This window comes from Vibrio ostreae (genome assembly GCF_019226825.1).
GTDB classification, from domain to species: Bacteria; Pseudomonadota; Gammaproteobacteria; order Enterobacterales; family Vibrionaceae; genus Vibrio; species Vibrio ostreae.
Genome location: NZ_CP076643.1, coordinates 759,843 through 779,140, shown reverse-complemented (window position 1 = coordinate 779,140; position 19,298 = coordinate 759,843). Strand labels below are relative to the sequence as shown.

Here is a 19,298-nt window from a genome sequence, read left to right as displayed (position 1 = left end):
GCCTCAAAAATCCTGCTTTAAATCGCTCTGAGTGGCTCCGGATATTCGCTATAATAAAGAAAAAAATGAAGGAGTTATCATGAGCAGTGTCCTGGATATCACTTGGTGGCAACTTGGGTTGTTCAGTTGCCTGCTGGTGATCCCGCTAGCCGTCAACCATTATCATCAGTTGCAGATTGGGAAAGAAATTATCATCTCTATCGCCCGAATGGCGATACAGCTTTTACTGGTGGGTATCTATCTGGAATATCTGTTTTCGCTGAACAGCTTATGGGTCAACTTATTATGGCTGTTGATCATGATAAGTGTCGGTGCCAGTTCAATCGTATCGAAAGCCAAACTACCGGTTAAAATCTTAATCGGCCCGGTAATGATAGGATTAGTCGCCGGCTTATTTCCGCTGATTTTTGTGTTATGTCTGGTCATCATCCAGCCCAGCCCCTGGTTTAGTGCCCAATATATGATTCCGTTATCAGGGATGTTACTGGGTAACAGTCTGAGTGGTAATATTGTCGCGTTACAGAACTTGTTCACGGCCTACAAAGAGAGACGCAGCGAATACGAAGCCGCCCTGTCGCTGGGTGCTTCGCCATTTTATGCCTCACGCAGTTTTGTACAAAACGCGCTGCGTAAGGCCAGTGCTCCTTTGTTGGCATCCATGGCTGCAACGGGTCTGGTTACCCTGCCAGGCATGATGACAGGTCAAATTTTAGGTGGCACATCCCCGCTCATTGCCATCAAATATCAACTGCTGATCATGATCGCTATTTTCGTGATGATGAATATCTCGTTAACTTTATCGGTCCACCTCTCGCTGCGGGCGGCTTTAAGTAAAGAAGGCAAAGTTAACGTCCGGTTTACCGACGAAAATGTGCATTAAATGCTCAATTCTCCCACGTTTTATCCAAACGACTTGGCGTTGCCGCGAACCCCGCTGCGGCTTCAAGTCGTTTGGGGATAGAATGAAGGAAAAAGTGTCTGCGCCCCGCACGACAATTGTGCACTTTTTGCACCATAAATCATCAATTTAAGGTTACTCACTCACTTTGAAACAACTTATCCACAGAAAATGTGGATAACCATGATAAGCAATTTCCTCCGTTCGAGGTGATGGGGTTTCTCACGCCCATAAAAAACGCCACTTCGTGGCGTTTTTTATGGCAATCAAGTTGAACTGGCATCAACTGCATCAGTCTTTCAGGTAAACCATCCAGTACCAGATACCGACAAACACGCCACCACCAACGATGTTACCCAGAGTCACCGGTAACAGGTTGCTGTAGAAAAAATTACTTAACGTCAGGTCAGCGTATTGGGCAATATCCGCCCCCGTCATCTGCCAGAACGTATCCGGAGCAAAGTTCTTGATCGCAATCGCCATCGGAACCTGGAACATGTTTGCGATACAGTGTTCAAAACCAGACGCAACGAACATCGCCACAGGTAATACCATCACCATGACTTTGTCGGTCAGAGAACGAGCACTGAACGTCATCCAAACCGCCAGACAAACCAGAATGTTACACATCAGACCCAGGGAAAATGCCTGGAAGAAACTGTGGTGTAACTTATGCTGAGAAATCGCTAATGCGTTTAGGCCCAAATTACCGCCATTGTCCATAAACTGCTTGGTCGCAAACATGATTCCGACCAGAAGGATCGAACCGACCATGTTACCGAAGTATACCACTACCCAGTTTTTGACTAATTGCAGCCAGCTGATTTTTCCGCTCGCTTTGGCCACTAAAGTCAGAACTGAACTGGTAAACAGTTCACCACCGGTAATCACAACCAGGATAAGCCCCAGGCTGAATGCCAGGCCACCCAGCAGTTTAGTCACGCCATAAGGCATATCTTGCGCGCCGGTCGTGACTACAGTGTAAAATACGAAAGCAATACCAATGTGAATACCAGCAGAGATAGCAAGAAGAAAAGATTTAGAGGCAGGTTTGGTCGCTTTATTTACGCCAACATCTGCGGCGCGTTCTGCCATTTGAGGAGGCAGTAATGAGTCGAATTGATTAAGATCCATAATACGGTTACATTTTGATACAACATAGAGAGGTGGCGGATAATCGCTCTATTTCCATATTTATTCAAGTGCAATTTATTAGGTAATAGATAAATTCTATGGTACGAGACGTCATTACTGGGAATAAAGCGATAAACCATAACTAGTATTAGTTATTATCATGAATACATATTTATTACACTGATATTAATCAATTAAAATGATAATTTACCGTATGCTGCCCCACCCGTTAGCTTTATAAATCCTATGCCAATTTTTAGCTGCTTTTATTCCCTTCGGAACTAATAACTGCGCAAAAAAGTAACAGAGCTGTTCGACCTAACAAATCTGTCAGAGCAAGATTGCATCCACAGCAATGCCCGCCTATTGTAAAACTTATTCAACCTGCAAGAAGGACTTAAGATGAAGTTTTCTCAACAGCATATCGACGAACTGAACGTTCTGCTTCAGTTTGATATCGGCAGTGCGGCGACCGGGATTAAAGTCCACCAAGATGCATCCGATTCACTGATAAGTGCCGTACAGCGACTGCATGACAAAGGCTTATGCACTTTGCCTGATGGTGGCTATCTGACTAACGAAGGCATTGAAATGGCCGAGCAGGCGGATCGCCTACTGCGCGTTCTGAGCGAATAATCCAGACACACCAAAAGAGCGTCCTTCGACGCTCTTTTTTGTTCAGGGCATCAGGTTGCTCTGTGTGCTAACCCATTCGTTATTCCGTCACATATCTTTTCGGCCGAATAAATCCGTTATCCGGTCACAAACCAGCGCTGGTAAGGCTGGTACTTGTCATACAGCCAGTTAAACACAATGGTGTAAACAAAGAAAAACAGTAAAAAGCCCGCTTCAACCACCAGCGCCTCAAGCAGAGAAATTCTCAATACCCAGGCCAAAACAGGCACAGTGACAAACACCAGGCTACCTTCAAAGCCCAACGCATGCACAACTCTCAGGCGTAGAGTCCGCAGACTGCGAACATCCTGCATGATGCGATCAAACATCAGATTATATAAGAAGTTCCATGCCACGGTAAACAAGCTCAGTCCCAGACCAACCAACGCCAGATGCGTCGCTTGCTGGCCGGAAAACAGAGCGCCGACTGGCACCAGGCACATTAATGCCAGCAGTTCGAAACTGACGGCATGGAATACTCGCTCCCAACCGGACATCATATGTTTTTGCATAGCAGATCTTCATTTTAACGTTGAACACACGGCGATTATCATCTAATAGTTAGATATTAAATAATTAGACACCATCACTAATAACGATACATGTACAGCATTGAACAACTGGCTGCATTTATAGCGACCGCCGAACAAGGCTCGTTTTCAGCCGCAGCGCGTAAACTGGGTAAAGTACAGTCAGCCATCAGCCAGCATATTATTAACCTGGAAATCGACTGCGATATGCGCTTATTTGAACGCAGTGGCCGCTACCCGGTATTAACAGCTGCCGGACATAAACTCTTGCCCTACGCCAAAGCGGCGTTACAGCAACATCAACGTTTTCAGTCTCTGGCAGAGAGTCTGCATGCACCACAAAACCAGCTTCTGACTCTAGCGATGGATGAGGGTATTCTGCTGTCGGGTCTTGCCCCGCTTATCACCCGCCTGGAACACGAATTTCCCCGCCTTGAGCTAGAATGCTTGAGCGCATCAAGTACAGATATCATCGAGATGGTCGAAACCGGGCGCGCAAGCTGCGGCCTGATATTCGGTGAACAGATCCTGCCGCACAGTCTGGATTTCGAATCGATCGGCTCAATTAAGTTTGACGTCTACGTCGCGGCACAACATACCCTGGCACAATCGGTGGCACCACATGTCGATACCCTACGTCTGCACCGCCAACTGGTAATACGTTCCAGAAACCACTCATCCAGCAGCTTTCATCAACCGCACAGCCCGGATGTATGGTACGCTGATCATTATTATTTGTTGTTGGATATGGCGCTGCACGGCTGTGGCTGGTGCTTTTTACCTGCTCACCTTGCCAGGCCCCATGTGGATAACGGTGAACTGGTTCGTGTCCCGGTTGCTTTTAAGCAACTGGCCTGGTACACCAATGTGGATGTGATTCAACATCACCACACCTCGTCCGACACACTTCATCAACGCACTCGTCAACTTTTGCGACAACTGTTTACAGGATCTGCCTCATGAAGCACATTGCTATTATCGGAGCCGGCTGGTTAGGTTTACCACTGGCAAAACATTTACAGACACTTGGCTACCAGGTCAGCGCAAGCCGCACCAGCCAGGCCGGTATCGAGCAACTGGCAGCACAGGAGATTCAGGGGTTTGTCTGCGACCTGAACAATCCCCTTCATCTGGCTGACACATTAGCGTCATTAGGCTGCGATACGGTAGTCGGTAGTTTTCCGCCCGGGTTCCGCCGTGGTCAGGGCGACGAATATGCCCAGCAATGGCAGGATTTAGTTTCAGCAGCACAACGCGCGCAGTGTAAAAAAATCATCATGATCAGCTCGACGACCGTCTATCCGAGCCGCGCTGAAGCCATGACCGAGCAACAAGCCTCATTGGCGCTGGCTCAATCTGATGCCGATTTCTCAGCCAATGCAAAAGTGATGTTGCAAGCGGAACAGAGCGTTTTAGACTCAGGACTGGATTACGCCGTTGTACGCTGCAGCGGCCTGATTGGCCCGGACCGCCACCCGTCGCGCTTTGCGGCCAGACTGAAACAAGTCAGTACGCTGGCACCGGCCAACATGCTGCATCTTGATGATGCCATCGGCGCAGTAACATTTGCCGTCGAGCACCTGCAGAGTGACGTGGTCAATGCCACCACGCCGAACACGGTCAGCAAAGCGGAATTCTATCAGGCGGCACTGGATGCGGTTGCATCAACCGACCCGCTGCCAGCGGTGGTGGATGTCGCCGACAAACTCATTGTGGCTGATAAACTGGTTTGCGCCGGTTATCAGTTCCATTATTTGAATACACTGGAGGCTTTAAATGCCGATGGATAAACACCTTTATCAACATCTGGAAACACTGTGGCAATACATGCAGCTGGGTCATGATTTGACGCCGGCCGATGTGATTTTTGTCCCTGGCAGCAATGATACTCGTGTCGCGGAATATGCGGCGTCGCTGTATCACAAAGGGCTCGCCCCGCTGATTGTTTTTTCTGGTGGTCACGGGCGTTTTACCGATGGTATTTTTGAGCACAGTGAAGCAGTTACTTTTGCCACCGTCGCCAAAGATTGCGGCGTGCCCGCAGAAGCCCTGTTACTAGAACCACGCTCGAGCAACAGCGGCGAAAATGTGCGCTTTACTTATGACATGTTGCAAGCGAAAGGGATTGAAGCCAAGCGTATTCTGCTGGTACAAAAACCGTATATGGAGCGTCGTGCCTATGCGACTTTCGTCAAACAGTGGCCGGGTGAAATCGAATCGCTACAAGTGACCTCAACCGGCTGTGGTATTTTCGACTACCTGACCGAAGAATTGACCCTGGACTTCGTTATGCAAGCCGTCATCGGCGACTTTGAGCGTATTCAGCACTACCCTCAGAAAGGTTTTCAGATTGAACAGGTGATCCCGGCCGATGTGGAGCAGGCTTATCTTGCCCTCAAACCTTTGGCCGCATAATAGGCACGTGTTTGCCGTTAGGTAACCGATAAGAAGCGCTAGGTAACCAATAGAAAAGGATGGGCTAGCCCATCCTTTTCTTTCTCAACGCACTTTTAATCAGCGACCCAACGCTTCTTTATAGTGCTGACGACACACTGATACATATTTATCATTGCCGCCAATCGCAACCTGATCCCCCTCTGAGATGGCGTTGCCATGTTCATCAGTACGAATCACCATGTTGGCCTTACGGCCGCAGTGACAGATGGTTTTCAGCTCAATCAGTTTATCCGCCCAGGACAGCAGGTATTTGCTGCCCTCAAACAACTCTCCCAGGAAGTCGGTACGCAGGCCGTAGCACAATACCGGGATATCCAGTTTATCCACCACTTCGGTCAGCTGATATACCTGCTCTTTAGTCAGGAACTGACACTCATCAACCAGGACACAGTGACGCTTTTCATTCTGGTGCAGCTGCTTGATGGCATCAAACAGATTGGTTTCTGCGGTAAACAGGTGTGCATCGGCTTCTAGACCAATGCGTGAACTGACTTTACCGACCCCAAAACGATCATCGATGGCTGCGGTGAAAATCACCGGTGTCATGCCACGTTCCTGATAGTTAAACGAAGATTGAAGCAGTGTGGTTGACTTACCCGCGTTCATCGCCGAGTAATAAAAATACATCTGAGCCAAGAGAGCTGATTCCTGTGCAAATATTGGCTGTGTAAAGCCAGAAACTGGTGCCCTGCACTCACCCGCCCCTCAAGACGCGGGGACGGAACAAGCAAAGCACTACACAAATGTGCCCTGGTAAACATACCAAGGCACCAGACAAAAAAAGGGCGGCTTAGCCACCCTGATTTATTTATTGCTTATTCCGCTTTTTCTTTCGCTGCCGTCACTGCGATCGCCAGCTCTTCGAGAGCCGCCGGGTTCGCTGCACTTGGTGCGTCAGTCAGCAGACACGCCGCTGCCGTAGTTTTCGGGAATGCAATTACGTCACGGATGTTCTCCGTGCCACACAGTAGCATCACCAGACGGTCCAGACCAAATGCCAGACCCGCATGTGGTGGCGTACCGAATTTCAACGCGTCCAGCAGGAAGCCGAATTTCAGTTGTTGCTCAGCTGCATCGATACCCAGCAGGTCAAATACTGCTGCCTGCATCTTCGCATCGTGAATACGTACCGAACCACCGCCGACTTCGTAGCCGTTCAGTACCATATCGTACGCGTTAGACAGTGCATTTTCCGGATTCGCTTTCAGCTCTTCCGCTGTCATGTTGAGCGGAGAAGTGAATGGGTGGTGCATCGCAGAGACATGACCTTCATCGTCCGCTTCGAACATCGGGAAGTCTACAACCCACAGCGGAGCCCAAGCTGACTCGTTAGTCAGCCCCAGATCTTTACCGATTTTCAGACGCAGTGCGCCGATCGCTTCAGAAACCACGTTCGCTTTATCAGCACCAAACAGGATGATGTCACCGGTTTGCGCGCCAGTGCGCTCGATGATAGAGCTGATGATTTCTTCGTTGAGGAATTTAGCCACCGGAGACTGGATACCTTCCATACCTGCAGCCAGATCGTTCACTTTCAGCCATGCCAGGCCTTTTGCGCCGTAGATGCCAACGAATGAAGTGTATTCGTCGATCTGCTTGCGGCTCAGTGCAGCACCACCAGGTACACGCAGTGCAGCAACGCGGCCTTTCGCATCGTTAGCCGGGCCAGAGAACACTTTGAACTCAACATCTTTCAGCAGGTCAGCGACATCCACCATTTCCATCGGGTTACGCAGATCTGGTTTGTCGCTACCGAAACGGCGCATCGCTTCGCTGTATGGCATCACCGGGAACTCGCCCAGGTCAACGTCCAGCAGCTCAAGCCACATGTCACGAACCATTTTTTCAGTCACTGCACGAACTTCATCTGCCGTCATGAATGACGTTTCGATATCGATCTGGGTGAATTCTGGCTGACGGTCAGCGCGCAGATCTTCGTCACGGAAACATTTTACGATTTGATAGTAACGGTCAAAGCCTGACATCATCAGCAGCTGTTTGAACAGCTGTGGTGATTGTGGCAGCGCGTAGAAGCTGCCTTTGTGCACACGGCTCGGTACCAGGTAGTCGCGAGCGCCTTCCGGGGTTGCTTTGGTCAGAACCGGGGTTTCGATATCCAGGAAACCGTTGCTGTCGAGGAAACGACGTACAAAGCTTGACGCTTTAGCACGCAGTTTAATGCGATCACTCATTTCAGGGCGACGCAGATCCAGATAGCGATATTTCAGACGTTGCTCTTCTGAGTTCTTCTGATTGAAGTCCAGTGGCAGAACATCGGAACGGTTAATGATCGCCAGACCCGTCGCCAGCACTTCCACTTCACCTGTCGCCATGTCTTTATTCGCCTGGCTCTCAGGACGTGCACGCACTTCACCGGTCAGTTTGATACAGAATTCATTACGAAGCTGGTTTGCCACTTCAAAAACGTCTGCCATATCGGGATCAACCACCACCTGAACGACGCCTTCACGATCTCGCATATCAATAAAGATCAGTCCGCCTAAATCGCGGCGACGGTTTACCCAGCCGCACAGTTCTACAGTTTGTCCTGCAAGGGACTTGTTCAGGTGACCACAATAATGGCTACGCATAGTGAAATTCCCAATCTCTAATTAGTCATCAAATTCTAAGCCGCGCCAGAAACAGCCTCCGGCGCGGCGCAAAGTTTCATTTATACGCTGAAAGGCAGCTAAAATCGACCTTACAGAATACAATTTGTTGTGATTTATCCAGTGTCGCGCTTTTTTAGTACAATAATGCGTCAAATCCACATATAGCTGCGGCGCAACACGAAAAATTGGCGCTGATTATAACCCTAAGCGGCGGCGAATTGCGAGATTAGCGCCCCTCAGATTGCTTCGTACTTGGGCAAAGCGTCAATCTGTCGTATCCTGCCCGACACTGAATCACTCTCTGAACGCGCCCGTGGCGTTTACCCACAAGTCACGGCCACCGATAAAATAGCGATACAAACCAGAAACAAGTCACCGCAGACGAGAATCAATCATGACGGAACTTCCCCTACGACTGGGCCTGACAATGTGGTCCCACCCTGCCTGGCAAAGCAGCTTTTACGGCCGGGGCACCCAGGCATCGGAAAGACTGGAAAAGTACAGCCGGGTATTTCATACCGTAGAAGGTAACACCACCTTCTATGCGTCCCCTTCCCCGGTGACCGTCAGTAACTGGAAAGCGGCCACCCATGACGATTTTCGCTTCACCTTTAAGTTGCCTAAACAGATTACCCACCAGCAAATGTTACTGGGCTGCCAGGACGAGTTAAAAAAACTTCATGACGCTGATGGAGCCGCTGCATGAACGTGTCGGCATGTGGACCATTCAGTTACCGGCGGCCTTCGGTCCGGCTCAGTTGGAGCAGTTAAAAAAGTTCTGCAGCTATTTCCCCAAACAATTTCCGCTCGGAGTTGAAGTGCGTCATCCCGTTTTTTTCGCTAAGGGAGAAGAAGAGCGCCGCCTCAATCAATGGCTGCTGGAACAAGGCATAGACCGCATCATTATGGACAGTCGCCCAGTGTTTGCGGCTGAACCGGTCAATGAAGTGATCATTGATGCGCAGATGAAAAAGCCTAAAGTGCCGGTGCATGCCATCGCTACGGCCACCCATCCGATGATGCGTTTTATCGGCCATCCGGATCTTGACGCCAATCTCGCTTTTTTCCAGCCCTGGCTAAAAAAACTCCCGCTGTGGGTCGCCCAGGGTAAACAGCCTTATGTGATGATACATACCCCGGATAACAATCTGGCGCCGGACCTTGCGCTGTCGCTTTATCAGCAACTGCAGCAACAACTGCCTTTGCCGGATCTCGCCACCTTTCCGGCCAGCCAGGGCGACAGCCAAATCAGCATGTTTTAGCTGTTTACATACTCGTTTTAGTGGTTTCTCTGCCCTGACGCGCTGATATTTTCAGCACTTTCTAAACAAATGAGACGGAATACGTTATCGCAGTCCGGGTAGTAATGACATAAGACTAAATTTTTCATAAAATATGCGCCTTTTATTGAGCCTGATGCTGTTGGTCAGGCTGACGCTAGCCGCCTTGAGGTCACCATGAGCAACAAAGACACTATATTCTCATCACCAATCGATAAGATTGGCGACTTTACCTTTGATGAACGTGTGGTTGAAGTCTTTCCGGACATGATTCAGCGCTCGGTTCCCGGCTATGCCAATATTATTTCTGCGATTGGTATGCTGGCTGAGCGTTTTGCTAAACCCCACAGCAACCTGTATGACCTGGGCTGCTCACTGGGCGCGGCTACCCTGTCCATGCGTCGTGGTATTAAACAAGAAGGCTGCAAAATCATCGGTGTCGATAACTCCGCGGCGATGGTTGAGCGCTGCAAATTGCACGTGAATGCTTATCGGTCAGATACGCCGGTTGAAATTATTGAAGCCGATATCCGCAATATGACGATCGAAAATGCGTCGGTTGTGGTGCTTAATTTCACCCTGCAGTTTCTTTCTCCGCACGATCGTTTCACGCTGCTGGAAAAAATATACGCCGGTTTGCGTCCTGGCGGTATTTTAATACTGTCGGAAAAATATGTGTTTGAAAATCAGGTGGCGAACGAATTATTAATTGATTTACACCATGATTTTAAACGCGCCAACGGATACAGCGAACTGGAAATCAGCCAGAAGCGCAGCGCAATTGAAAATGTCATGCGCCCCGACTCAGTAGAAATCCACCGAGAGCGCTTTGCAAAAATCGGTTTCTCCAGTTACGAAGTCTGGTTCCAGTGTTTTAACTTCGGCTCGATGTTTGCGATTAAGTAAGTACGTTTTCAAGCAGCGAAGCTCGAAAGCCGCTCAGTTTAAAAGCGTCTCTGTTCGAACACAGATCCGTTGCGAAAACGGATCAACTCGCGCTGAACCGATTGGCGCACAAATCAGCTTTAGGCAACGCGTTTCCCTGCCCTGACGGAATCAGTGATTGCATTAATTATTTGGTCAGGGCAAAGATGTCGGAATTAGGAATCCCCTGCCATGTTTGACTTTGGTAATGTTTACTCGCTACTTGCTCAGGATACGCGTCTGCAACCCTGGCTCAAAATCCTGCCTCAGCAACTCGCTGACTGGCAAGACAAAAGCCACGGTGATATGGACCGCTGGTTACGTGCTTTAAAGAAGCTCCCGGACTTCAAACCAGACAACATTGACCTGAAAGAGTCGGTAAGTGTAACTAACCAGCAGCCCCTGGCTCTGGGTGAACAGAAAAAGCTAGAAAGCTTATTAAAAATGTTTCACCCGTGGCGTAAAGGCCCCTACCACCTGCACGGTATTCATATCGACACCGAATGGCGCTCAGACTGGAAATGGGATCGCCTGCTGCCGCACATCACACCTTTAAAAGGTCGCAGCGTGCTTGATGTGGGCTGTGGCAACGGCTATCACATGTGGCGTATGCTCGGGGAAGGAGCCCATCAGGTCATTGGTATCGATCCGTCCGAACTGTTTCTGGTTCAGTTTGAGGCCGTGCGCAAGTTGATGGGGGGTGACCCGCGTACTCATTTGCTGCCGCTGGGTATTGAACAACTGCCGGAGCTGGAAGCCTTTGATACGGTATTTAGTATGGGGGTTCTTTATCACCGCCGTTCACCGCTTGATCACCTGCTGCAACTGAAAAATCAGCTGATTGCCGGTGGCGAACTGATCCTGGAGACCCTGGTCATTGAAGGTGATGAAAACGCGGTGCTGGTACCGTTTGACCGCTATGCGCAAATGCGTAACGTCTATTTCTTCCCTTCCGCTCTAGCACTTAAGGTATGGCTGGAGAAAGTAGGCTTTGAAGACGTACGGATAGTCGATGAGAATGTTACTTCACTGGGCGAACAACGCACCACGGAATGGATGACGCACAATTCCCTGCCGGATTATATCGATCCGAATGACCCGTCAAAAACCGTGGAAGGATATCCGGCGCCACGTCGCGCTATTCTGGTCGCCAAAAAACCCGTCTGAATCGGGCGACACTGCTGTCACTTAATGCTATTAATATTCCCTGAATCTGTTGAAGAAACAGGGATATTTGACACAGTTTTAACTCGCTATTCCTCAGATAGGAATAATCTAGCCAAGGATGCTTTGCTCATCCTTTGCTATAACTACATCAACTGATAATTGAAGAATAAGGTCGCAAATGTTTAAGCGAATTGCACCCGTCGTCGCACTGACAATGCTTTCTGGTTGTACACTATTGAAAGGCGATGAGTATCATCATGCTACGCTGGACGCGATTCAACAGTCCGAATCCACGTTATCCAATAAGATGACTAACCTGGAACTGCATATCAGTAACCAGATGGATTATATCGATAGTCTTGAAAATCACGTCTCCACATTAACGACTCAAGTTAACGAGTTGCAAACCACTATTGAAGAACATAAAAAGCAAGCAGCCCTTGCCCCTGCGCCTTCACCGCAACCGACTGTCGTTCAGACCAAGCCGCGTCATGAAGTTGTGTTGGGTGAAATTGAAACCGTGACACTGGATGTCGTTAACAAATCATTTAATGCCCGCATTGATACCGGCGCTGCAACTTCATCGCTCAACGCAGTGGATATTGAAGAATTCGAACGCAATGGTAAAAATTGGGTACGCTTTCATTTAAGTGATGAGCAAGGTGCGAAAGATGACACCAACTGGATCGAAGCGCCAATCTTACGTTATGTGCGTATTCGCCAGTCAACAAGTGAGGATACCGAGCGTCGCGCAGTGGTTGAACTTTGGGTCAAACTCGGCGCTATTCATGAAAAAACTCAATTTACTCTGGCTGACCGTTCACAGATGAGCCATCCGATTCTTCTTGGCCGCGAATTTATTCGCGATATCGCCGTAGTGGATGTCAGTCGCAAACACATTCAGACAGGATCAAAATAAGAAATAAGGTCACTTATGACGTCAAGAATTCCGTTTTATCTATCGATTATTCTGTTGGTCGCAATCGGCATTACCTTAAGTGTGATTCGCCATCAGAGCTACGGTGTCCCTTGGACGCCGGGTGAGACTCGTCAGGTCTGGGATATTGAAGCCAGAATCGAATTTGTCGCCCAAGGCAAAGAAGCCAAAGTTTCTCTGGCCGCGCCGCACACCCAGGACGGTTTTACCCTAGTGGGCGAAAATGCTTCTTCACCAGGTTATGGCGTCTCCTACATCACGACCGAAAGCGGTCGCCGCGCCGAATGGTCCATTCGCCACGCCAGTGGCCCGCAAACTATTTACTACAAAACTCAATTCCTGGTTGATCCTCAGTCACAAGCCAAACCTGTTCCGCCGACCGGCAAACCGGCTAAACCGACCTTTAACGGTCCGGAAGAGGCATCCGCTATTGCTCTGATCGAACGCGCAACACAACGCTCCGCCGATCACATCACCTTTGCACGCGAGCTGATCAAAACCCTCAATGACGCAGAAAGTCAGAATGCCTCCTTGCTGCTGAATAACATGAGCAAGGTCGATGCGGCAGAAAAACTGCTGTCATACGCTCAGGTTCCGAATAAAGTGGTGGGCGTGATCGAGCTGGAAGACGGCCGTCGCCGCCAGACCATCCAGCACATGAATGAAGTCTGGAATGGCAAAAAGTGGGTGTTGTTTAATCCGGAAACCGGAACCCAGCCAAGCCATCCGAATCTGCTGGTGTGGGATGAATCCAACATTTCACTGCTGGATGTAATGGGCGGTCAGAATAGCCAGGTGCATTTCAGCATGATTGCCCAGGATGTGACCCCGCAACAGGCCACCAGTAACAAGGTTCAGTCTGACGGATTGCTCAACCTGTCGATTCACAGCCTACCGCTGGAAGAACAGGCGATGTTTAAAACCATCATGCTGATCCCTATCGGCGCGCTGATTGTGGTGTTCCTGCGGGTCATTATCGGTCTGAAAACATCGGGCACCTTTATGCCCGTGTTGATCGCGGTGGCATTTGTACAGACTCAGCTCACCACAGGTATTATCGGCTTCCTGCTGATCGTCGGCACAGGTCTCATCATCCGAAGTTATCTGTCGAAGCTCAACCTGTTGCTCGTGGCGCGAATATCCGCGGTAATCATCTCGGTGATTCTGATTATCTCGGTCTTTACCGTCGTGGCGTTTAAAGTCGGCCTGACCGAAGGTCTGAGCATTACGTTCTTCCCGATGATCATTTTGTCGTGGACCATCGAGCGTATGTCGATTCTTTGGGAGGAAGAAGGTGCGAAGGAAGTCATTCTGCAAGGTGGCGGATCGCTATTTACTGCGGTCTTGATCTATCTGGCCATGACGAACTCCTACGTGCAGCACCTGACCTTTAACTTCATCGGTCTGCAGTTGATTGTACTGGCTGCGATTCTGCTATTTGGTACCTATACCGGTTACCGCATCACAGAACTGCGTCGCTTCAAACCACTGGCTGACGGAGATTAATATGCGGTTTTCTCTCTCTGACTACACCTCCCCTTTCAAGCTAAGTCGCAAGGGGATCATGGGTATGAACAAGCGTAACCACAGTTACATCGGTCGTTACAACGACCGTTCAAAATACCCATTGGTGGATGATAAACTCAAGACTAAACTGATCGCGCAGCAGGCTGGCTGTACCGTGCCGAAGCTGATTGGTGTCATTGCTAACCAGGCCGATGTGAAACACATTCATGATATGGTTAAAAAATGGCCAGGCTTTGTCATCAAACCAGCACAAGGCAGCGGTGGGAAAGGGATTTTGGTAGTCACCTCTCACAAAGATGGGGTGTACACTAAACCGTCTGGCGCAACCATCAGTAAAGAAGATGTCGAACGTCATATCAGTAACGCGCTGGCTGGCCTGTTTTCTCTGGGTGGTAAGAATGACGTGGCTGTGGTTGAGAACCTGATTAAGTTCGATGACTGTTTTGACGGTTTCAGCTACGAAGGGGTGCCGGACGTGCGTATCATCGTCTTCAAAGGCTACCCAGTGATGGCGATGATGCGTCTTTCTACCTCAGCGTCAGATGGTAAAGCGAACCTGCACCAGGGCGCTGTCGGAGTCGGGATTGATATCGCGACCGGCAAAGCGGTGCGAGCGGTGCAGTTTAATCGTCCGGTGACTCATCATCCCGATACAGGTAAAGATCTGTTTACTCTCGAAGTGCCGCACTGGGAAAGACTGCTGACGCTTGCGGCCAGCGCCTGGGAAATGACCGGCCTTGGCTACGTGGGGACGGATATGGTGCTGGATAAAGAAGAAGGCCCTATGGTACTGGAACTGAATGCCCGTCCAGGGCTTGCGATCCAGATTGCCAATGGTGCCGGCCTGTTACCACGCCTGCACCACATTGAGAATCTGGGCAGCGTGCTGATCCCACCGACCCCGGCCGAGCGTGTCGCCTATTCAATGAAGAAGTTTGGCGTTAAGGGTGAAGCCGTCAGCTTCTAACGGCGTGTTCTGACCTAACAACGGAAATATTTAAACACATCCTAATCTGAAAACGGAAGTCACGGTGACTTCCGTTTTTTATCTCTTTATTTTTAGCGAACTTCTGGCTCACTCTTTCATCACAAACATGATGTTTAAGCGATGAGCAAGCCGTTAACCGCTGAGGCCGCCGTTAATAGCAAATCAGTCGTGAATCGATAAGCCAGTAGTTAGCCACTAACCCTGTATCGAATGGCTGACATTGCATTGAAAACGTGGAGAAAGTCTAAAGCGCAGAAAAGTCGACTTCAGGTAATGATTCAAAACCAGGTTTAGCAAAGTAATAGCCCTGCATCAGCTCCACCCCGGCCGCTTTTAACCAGCGGTACTCTGCCTCACTTTCAATCCCTTCTGCTAATGCTCTGACCCCAAGATCACGTAACATATTCAACGTGTGTGTAACTATGGTCTGACGCCCTTTATCAGCATCAATATTACGAATCAACGCCATATCCAACTTGACGATATCAGTCTGAAAGTCCGCCAGAAGATTGAGCCCAGAATAGCCGGCTCCAAAATCATCAATCGCAGTTTTGAATCCCATCGCCTGATAGGACTCTACAATGGCACGGATATGGTGACTATCCTCGACCTTCTCACTTTCGGTGAACTCAAACAGGATATTTTGGATTGGAAACTGGTGAGTATTGGCGGCCTCTAGCGTGGTTCGAATGCAGCGCTGAGGATTATAAATCGCATTAGGCAGGAAATTGATACTGAGCATGCAATTCATTTTCAGCCTGGCCGCTAAGGTAATCGCCTTGACACGACACAACTGGTCAAACAGGTAGCGGTTGTCATCATTGACCTGAGAAATAATCGAATACGCGGATTGATTATCAAGCCCTCTGACCAAAGCTTCGTAGCCAAACACTGTTTGTGATGTGCAGTCGATAATGGGCTGGAATGCCATCGTGAAATCAAATTCGAGCTTACTGGACCCGGAACATTGTCGGCACAACGCCACGTTTTTGTGATTGAGACTGTCTTTCATAAAATAGCCTACTGGTATATCAGTCGGTCAGAGTAGTCATATTTATACAAGAACGCAACCATCACCGAATCATGCAGCATGAAAAATAATTTATCCTGAAATGTGCTTTGCAACAGAATGAATCATCGACTCGGATCACAAATCAATAAAAAATATCATTTCAATTTTTTATTGATTTTCTACTGGATGAATGATTGATGCAGTATTTCCCACGAAACGAGCTGGATAAAGCGATAGATTAATTATCTCTATTCCAATTTTTCCGGTTATATTGAATCAATAACAACTGGAATCCGATAAAACACTGCAACTAACAATAATTAAATTAACATTTAAACAATATGTTTTTATTGCACTTTCTTGAAGAATAACCATGTGACTGTTACCAATATAAAAAACAGCACTTCTCCTAGAAAAAAACACCCACCTCAAGCTTGGTTATATTATTGATATTAATAACCACCATCATGAAAAATATATTGATACTTCTATTATCACTAGAATTAAAACAATGTACGATATAACTTATTGCCTATATTTAACTAATAAAAACTAGACTATTCTGCATACAGGCTTTTATTTAGATACAAGGAAGTTGGCATGTTTAATAACCTAAAACTAGGCAAGAAGATGGCGCTGAGCTTTGGTGCCTTGTTAACACTGCTTTCTGTCGTTCTGGCAATCAGCATTCTGGCATTAACTAAAACCAATCAGGGCTTGATGAGTTACGGTGATCTCGCCGATGACAGTAACCTGGCAGGAGAGCTGCAGGCCAATATGCTGATGGTTCGCATGAATGTAAAAAACTACCTGATTGCTCAGGATGAACGGAGTCTGCAGGACTATAAAAACTATCTGTCCAAAATGAACCATCTTTTACAGCAAGCTAAAGACGATATTCAGGAACCTTCTCGTGTACAGTTGATCCAGTCCATCGCCTCATCGGTCATCACATACCAGAACGCATTTGAGAACGTCACCCGCCTGATAGAGCAACGCAATACTGCCCATGATCAGCGCCTGGTGCCCAGCGGGGAAAAAATGCGCCGTCAAATCGACAACCTTATCCAGTCCGTGTACGACGATGGCAACACCGAAGCCGCATATGACGCCAGTCAGGTACAAAAAGTCATGCTCACCGGCCGCCTCTACGTCGCTAAGTTCTTACAAACCAATTCAAAGCAGGATTTTGAGCAGGCTCTTGCCAATATGGACGAGGCGATGAAGCAGGTATTGCCCAACCTTGAAAAGAATCTCTTCACTACACAACACCTCGCTATGCTAAGTGAATTCAAGCAGGCTCACAGCGCTTATGTGGCTGAGATGCGCGATATTAACCGTATGATCAATCAGCGTAACGAGATGATAACTCAGGTTCTGGATATCGAGGGGCCTAATGTCGCCCGTCAGGTTGAGCAGGTGAAACTGTCGATTATCGGTGATCAGAACGCTCTTGGCACAGAAGTAGAGCGTAACACCGACAGCAGTATTCAGTTAACTCTGATACTGTCCGTTGCGGCGATCGTGCTGGGAGTCCTGGCCGCTTACCTGCTTACTATCAACATAACCAAACCAATTCAGGCCGCGGTCGGGGCCGCCAATCAGCTTGCCCAGGGTGACCTCACTATACAAGTCGCAACACATCGTACAGACGAGACAGGCACACTGCTGAACGCTATTCAAAATACCGCCGATCATCTGACCGACATGATATCAACCATCCACAGTGCCAGTGCCGAACTCGCCTCTGCCTCAGAAGAACTGGCTGTGGTGACAGACCAAACCACACAAGGCATTGTACGACAAGAAACCGAGACCGATATGGTCGCGACGGCGATGAATGAAATGGCGACAACCGTGCATGATGTGGCGTCGAATGCCGCCAGGGCAGCGGATGCCGCCAGTGATGCCGATAAACAGGCAGAAAATGGCGCCAAAGTCGTGGCAGAAACGGTCAACTCCATCGGCACCTTGTCTGAGAGTGTAAATCTCTCCTCAGAGAAACTGCACATGGTCCAGCAAGATGTGGTGAATATTAGCTCGATTCTGGATGTGATTCGCGCGATCGCCGATCAAACCAACCTACTAGCCCTCAACGCTGCGATCGAAGCGGCTCGCGCCGGCGAACAAGGGCGCGGCTTTGCTGTTGTCGCCGATGAAGTGCGCTCGCTTGCTGCGAGAACGCAGGGTTCAACGTCAGAAATCCAGTCGATCATTGAGCAGTTGCAGTCCGGAACTAAAAGCTCGGTGCAAGTGATGAATCAGGTCAAATCCCTGGCGGACGATTGTGTTGAACAAGCGGGTAAAACCGGGGTTGTGCTGCAGTCGATTACAGATGCGGTCGGTGTCATTAATGATATGAACATGCAGATTGCCAGCGCCTCAGAGCAACAAAGCACCGTGGCCGAAACCATCAATGAAAACGTAGTCAACGTAAAACGCATTGCCCAGGAAAACGCATTGGCATCAAGCCAGACCCGCAGTTCAAGCAGTGAAATTGCCCGCCTGGCCGACCAACTGAATGATCTGGTTGCTCTGTTTAAACTTAGCGCCTAACTAGCCTGTAGCGGCCTTATCGGCAAACATCGCCGTAGGCCGCATCTATCACAGTCAGCCCGCAATATATCACAGCGCTTGTTATTCCAGCTCGATACCGCGCAATGCACCAGCCATTAATACGTGTGCCATGTTCTGCCAGCGTATGATGTTTATGCAGACGCGTTGCGGCGTTAAGTGTTGTAGATTCTCGTTAAGCTAGGCTGACCACTCCCGGTTCTGCAATACCACCCGATAGCCATCAACATCTTCGAATGTTTTACCAACCACATCCCAGTAAGGATTATATGCAGTGACCCGGATAAAACCGGCCTCCAGCATCTGTGCACAGCATTGCTGCCACTCTGATTGCTCGGGCAGATAAAACACCAGTAAATTATCCTGCGTCGGCGCTTTGCCCACCAGAGTCCCCCGATGATGGGTGAACTCCAGATGATAGTTATGCTGCGGGTGGCCGATAATGCTACCGTCAAAACCATTGTGGTCGCTAAAACTGCCCAACAGCTCAAAACCAAGTCCCCGGATATACATATCGGCAATGGTTTCCAGATTGTCGGTCGGACGTGCGACCCTGAGCTTGGTATTTTTAGAAATCATAGCT

General features: G+C 48.9%; 17 protein-coding genes and 1 pseudogene. 12 read left to right on the top strand and 6 right to left on the bottom strand.

Features of this window, described 5'->3' with window-relative positions; genetic code table 11:
* Positions 1 to 79 precede the first annotated feature (79 nt).
* Positions 80 to 880 carry an ABC transporter permease gene (locus tag KNV97_RS09695; protein ID WP_136484498.1) on the top strand — a complete coding sequence of 267 codons (801 nt, stop codon included), beginning with the start codon at positions 80 to 82 and terminating at the stop codon, positions 878 to 880.
* Between the two features lie 309 nt (positions 881 to 1,189).
* On the opposite strand, the gene focA is transcribed toward KNV97_RS09695, so the two are convergent.
* Positions 1,190 to 2,032 (bottom strand): formate transporter FocA, encoded by an 843-nt coding sequence (focA, locus tag KNV97_RS09690; RefSeq protein WP_136484497.1) that lies wholly within the window; start codon positions 2,030 to 2,032, stop codon positions 1,190 to 1,192.
* Positions 2,033 to 2,434: 402 nt separating this feature from the next.
* Here focA and KNV97_RS09685 point away from each other — a divergent pair, with 402 nt between their 5' ends.
* A complete protein-coding gene (locus tag KNV97_RS09685) occupies positions 2,435 to 2,668 on the top strand; it encodes a TIGR02647 family protein (RefSeq protein ID WP_136484496.1) in 234 nt (77 codons plus the stop codon).
* A gap of 116 nt (positions 2,669 to 2,784) precedes the next feature.
* Here KNV97_RS09685 and KNV97_RS09680 read toward each other — a convergent pair whose 3' ends face one another.
* On the bottom strand, positions 2,785 to 3,204 hold the full coding sequence (locus KNV97_RS09680; RefSeq protein WP_218563413.1) for a PACE efflux transporter: 420 nt from the start codon (positions 3,202 to 3,204) through the stop codon (positions 2,785 to 2,787).
* Positions 3,205 to 3,309: 105 nt separating this feature from the next.
* On the opposite strand from KNV97_RS09680, the gene KNV97_RS09675 reads away from it, so the two are divergent.
* Genes KNV97_RS09675 through KNV97_RS09665 form a run of 3 tightly spaced genes read left to right on the top strand, consistent with a single transcriptional unit; the run spans position 3,310 to position 5,652 of the window.
* Complete coding sequence (locus KNV97_RS09675; RefSeq protein ID WP_218562978.1) at positions 3,310 to 4,200, top strand: LysR family transcriptional regulator; 891 nt, start codon at positions 3,310 to 3,312, stop codon at positions 4,198 to 4,200.
* Positions 4,197 to 5,027 carry an NAD(P)H-binding protein gene (locus KNV97_RS09670; protein WP_218562977.1) on the top strand — a complete coding sequence of 277 codons (831 nt, stop codon included), beginning with the start codon at positions 4,197 to 4,199 and terminating at the stop codon, positions 5,025 to 5,027. Before KNV97_RS09675 ends, KNV97_RS09670 begins: the two co-directional genes overlap by 4 nt.
* On the top strand, positions 5,020 to 5,652 hold the full coding sequence (locus KNV97_RS09665) for a YdcF family protein (RefSeq protein WP_218563412.1): 633 nt from the start codon (positions 5,020 to 5,022) through the stop codon (positions 5,650 to 5,652). The genes KNV97_RS09670 and KNV97_RS09665 overlap by 8 nt, the downstream gene beginning before the upstream one ends.
* 99 nt (positions 5,653 to 5,751) lie before the next feature.
* Here KNV97_RS09665 and KNV97_RS09660 read toward each other — a convergent pair whose 3' ends face one another.
* Together KNV97_RS09660 and aspS are read right to left on the bottom strand one after the other, a co-directional pair.
* On the bottom strand, positions 5,752 to 6,330 hold the full coding sequence (locus KNV97_RS09660; protein ID WP_218562976.1) for a thymidine kinase: 579 nt from the start codon (positions 6,328 to 6,330) through the stop codon (positions 5,752 to 5,754).
* A 179-nt stretch (positions 6,331 to 6,509) separates the two neighbouring features.
* A complete protein-coding gene (gene aspS, locus KNV97_RS09655) occupies positions 6,510 to 8,285 on the bottom strand; it encodes an aspartate--tRNA ligase (protein WP_136484491.1) in 1,776 nt (591 codons plus the stop codon).
* Between the two features lie 415 nt (positions 8,286 to 8,700).
* Here aspS and KNV97_RS09650 point away from each other — a divergent pair.
* The 6 genes and pseudogenes from KNV97_RS09650 (at position 8,701) to KNV97_RS09625 (ending at position 15,108) form a co-directional block, all read left to right on the top strand.
* Positions 8,701 to 9,568: pseudogene (locus KNV97_RS09650) on the top strand (DUF72 domain-containing protein).
* A gap of 195 nt (positions 9,569 to 9,763) precedes the next feature.
* Complete coding sequence (cmoA, locus tag KNV97_RS09645) at positions 9,764 to 10,492, top strand: carboxy-S-adenosyl-L-methionine synthase CmoA (RefSeq protein WP_136484490.1); 729 nt, start codon at positions 9,764 to 9,766, stop codon at positions 10,490 to 10,492.
* Positions 10,493 to 10,702: 210 nt separating this feature from the next.
* Entirely contained in the window at positions 10,703 to 11,677 is a 975-nt protein-coding gene (gene cmoB, locus KNV97_RS09640) for a tRNA 5-methoxyuridine(34)/uridine 5-oxyacetic acid(34) synthase CmoB (RefSeq protein ID WP_218562975.1), read from the top strand.
* Positions 11,678 to 11,855: 178 nt separating this feature from the next.
* Entirely contained in the window at positions 11,856 to 12,596 is a 741-nt protein-coding gene (locus KNV97_RS09635; RefSeq protein ID WP_136484488.1) for an ATP-dependent zinc protease family protein, read from the top strand.
* A gap of 15 nt (positions 12,597 to 12,611) precedes the next feature.
* Positions 12,612 to 14,120, top strand: coding sequence for an inactive transglutaminase family protein (locus KNV97_RS09630; protein WP_136484487.1), 1,509 nt, complete (start codon positions 12,612 to 12,614; stop codon positions 14,118 to 14,120).
* Between the two features lies 1 nt (position 14,121).
* Positions 14,122 to 15,108, top strand: coding sequence for an alpha-L-glutamate ligase-like protein (locus KNV97_RS09625; protein ID WP_168797002.1), 987 nt, complete (start codon positions 14,122 to 14,124; stop codon positions 15,106 to 15,108).
* A 265-nt stretch (positions 15,109 to 15,373) separates the two neighbouring features.
* On the opposite strand, the gene KNV97_RS09620 is transcribed toward KNV97_RS09625, so the two are convergent.
* Entirely contained in the window at positions 15,374 to 16,141 is a 768-nt protein-coding gene (locus tag KNV97_RS09620; protein ID WP_407701899.1) for an EAL domain-containing protein, read from the bottom strand.
* 600 nt (positions 16,142 to 16,741) lie between these two features.
* Between KNV97_RS09620 and KNV97_RS09615 the strand changes: the two genes are divergently transcribed.
* Positions 16,742 to 18,697 carry a HAMP domain-containing methyl-accepting chemotaxis protein gene (locus KNV97_RS09615; RefSeq protein ID WP_218562974.1) on the top strand — a complete coding sequence of 652 codons (1,956 nt, stop codon included), beginning with the start codon at positions 16,742 to 16,744 and terminating at the stop codon, positions 18,695 to 18,697.
* Positions 18,698 to 18,895: 198 nt separating this feature from the next.
* On the opposite strand, the gene KNV97_RS09610 is transcribed toward KNV97_RS09615, so the two are convergent.
* A complete protein-coding gene (locus KNV97_RS09610) occupies positions 18,896 to 19,294 on the bottom strand; it encodes a VOC family protein (RefSeq protein WP_218562973.1) in 399 nt (132 codons plus the stop codon).
* Positions 19,295 to 19,298 lie beyond the last annotated feature (4 nt).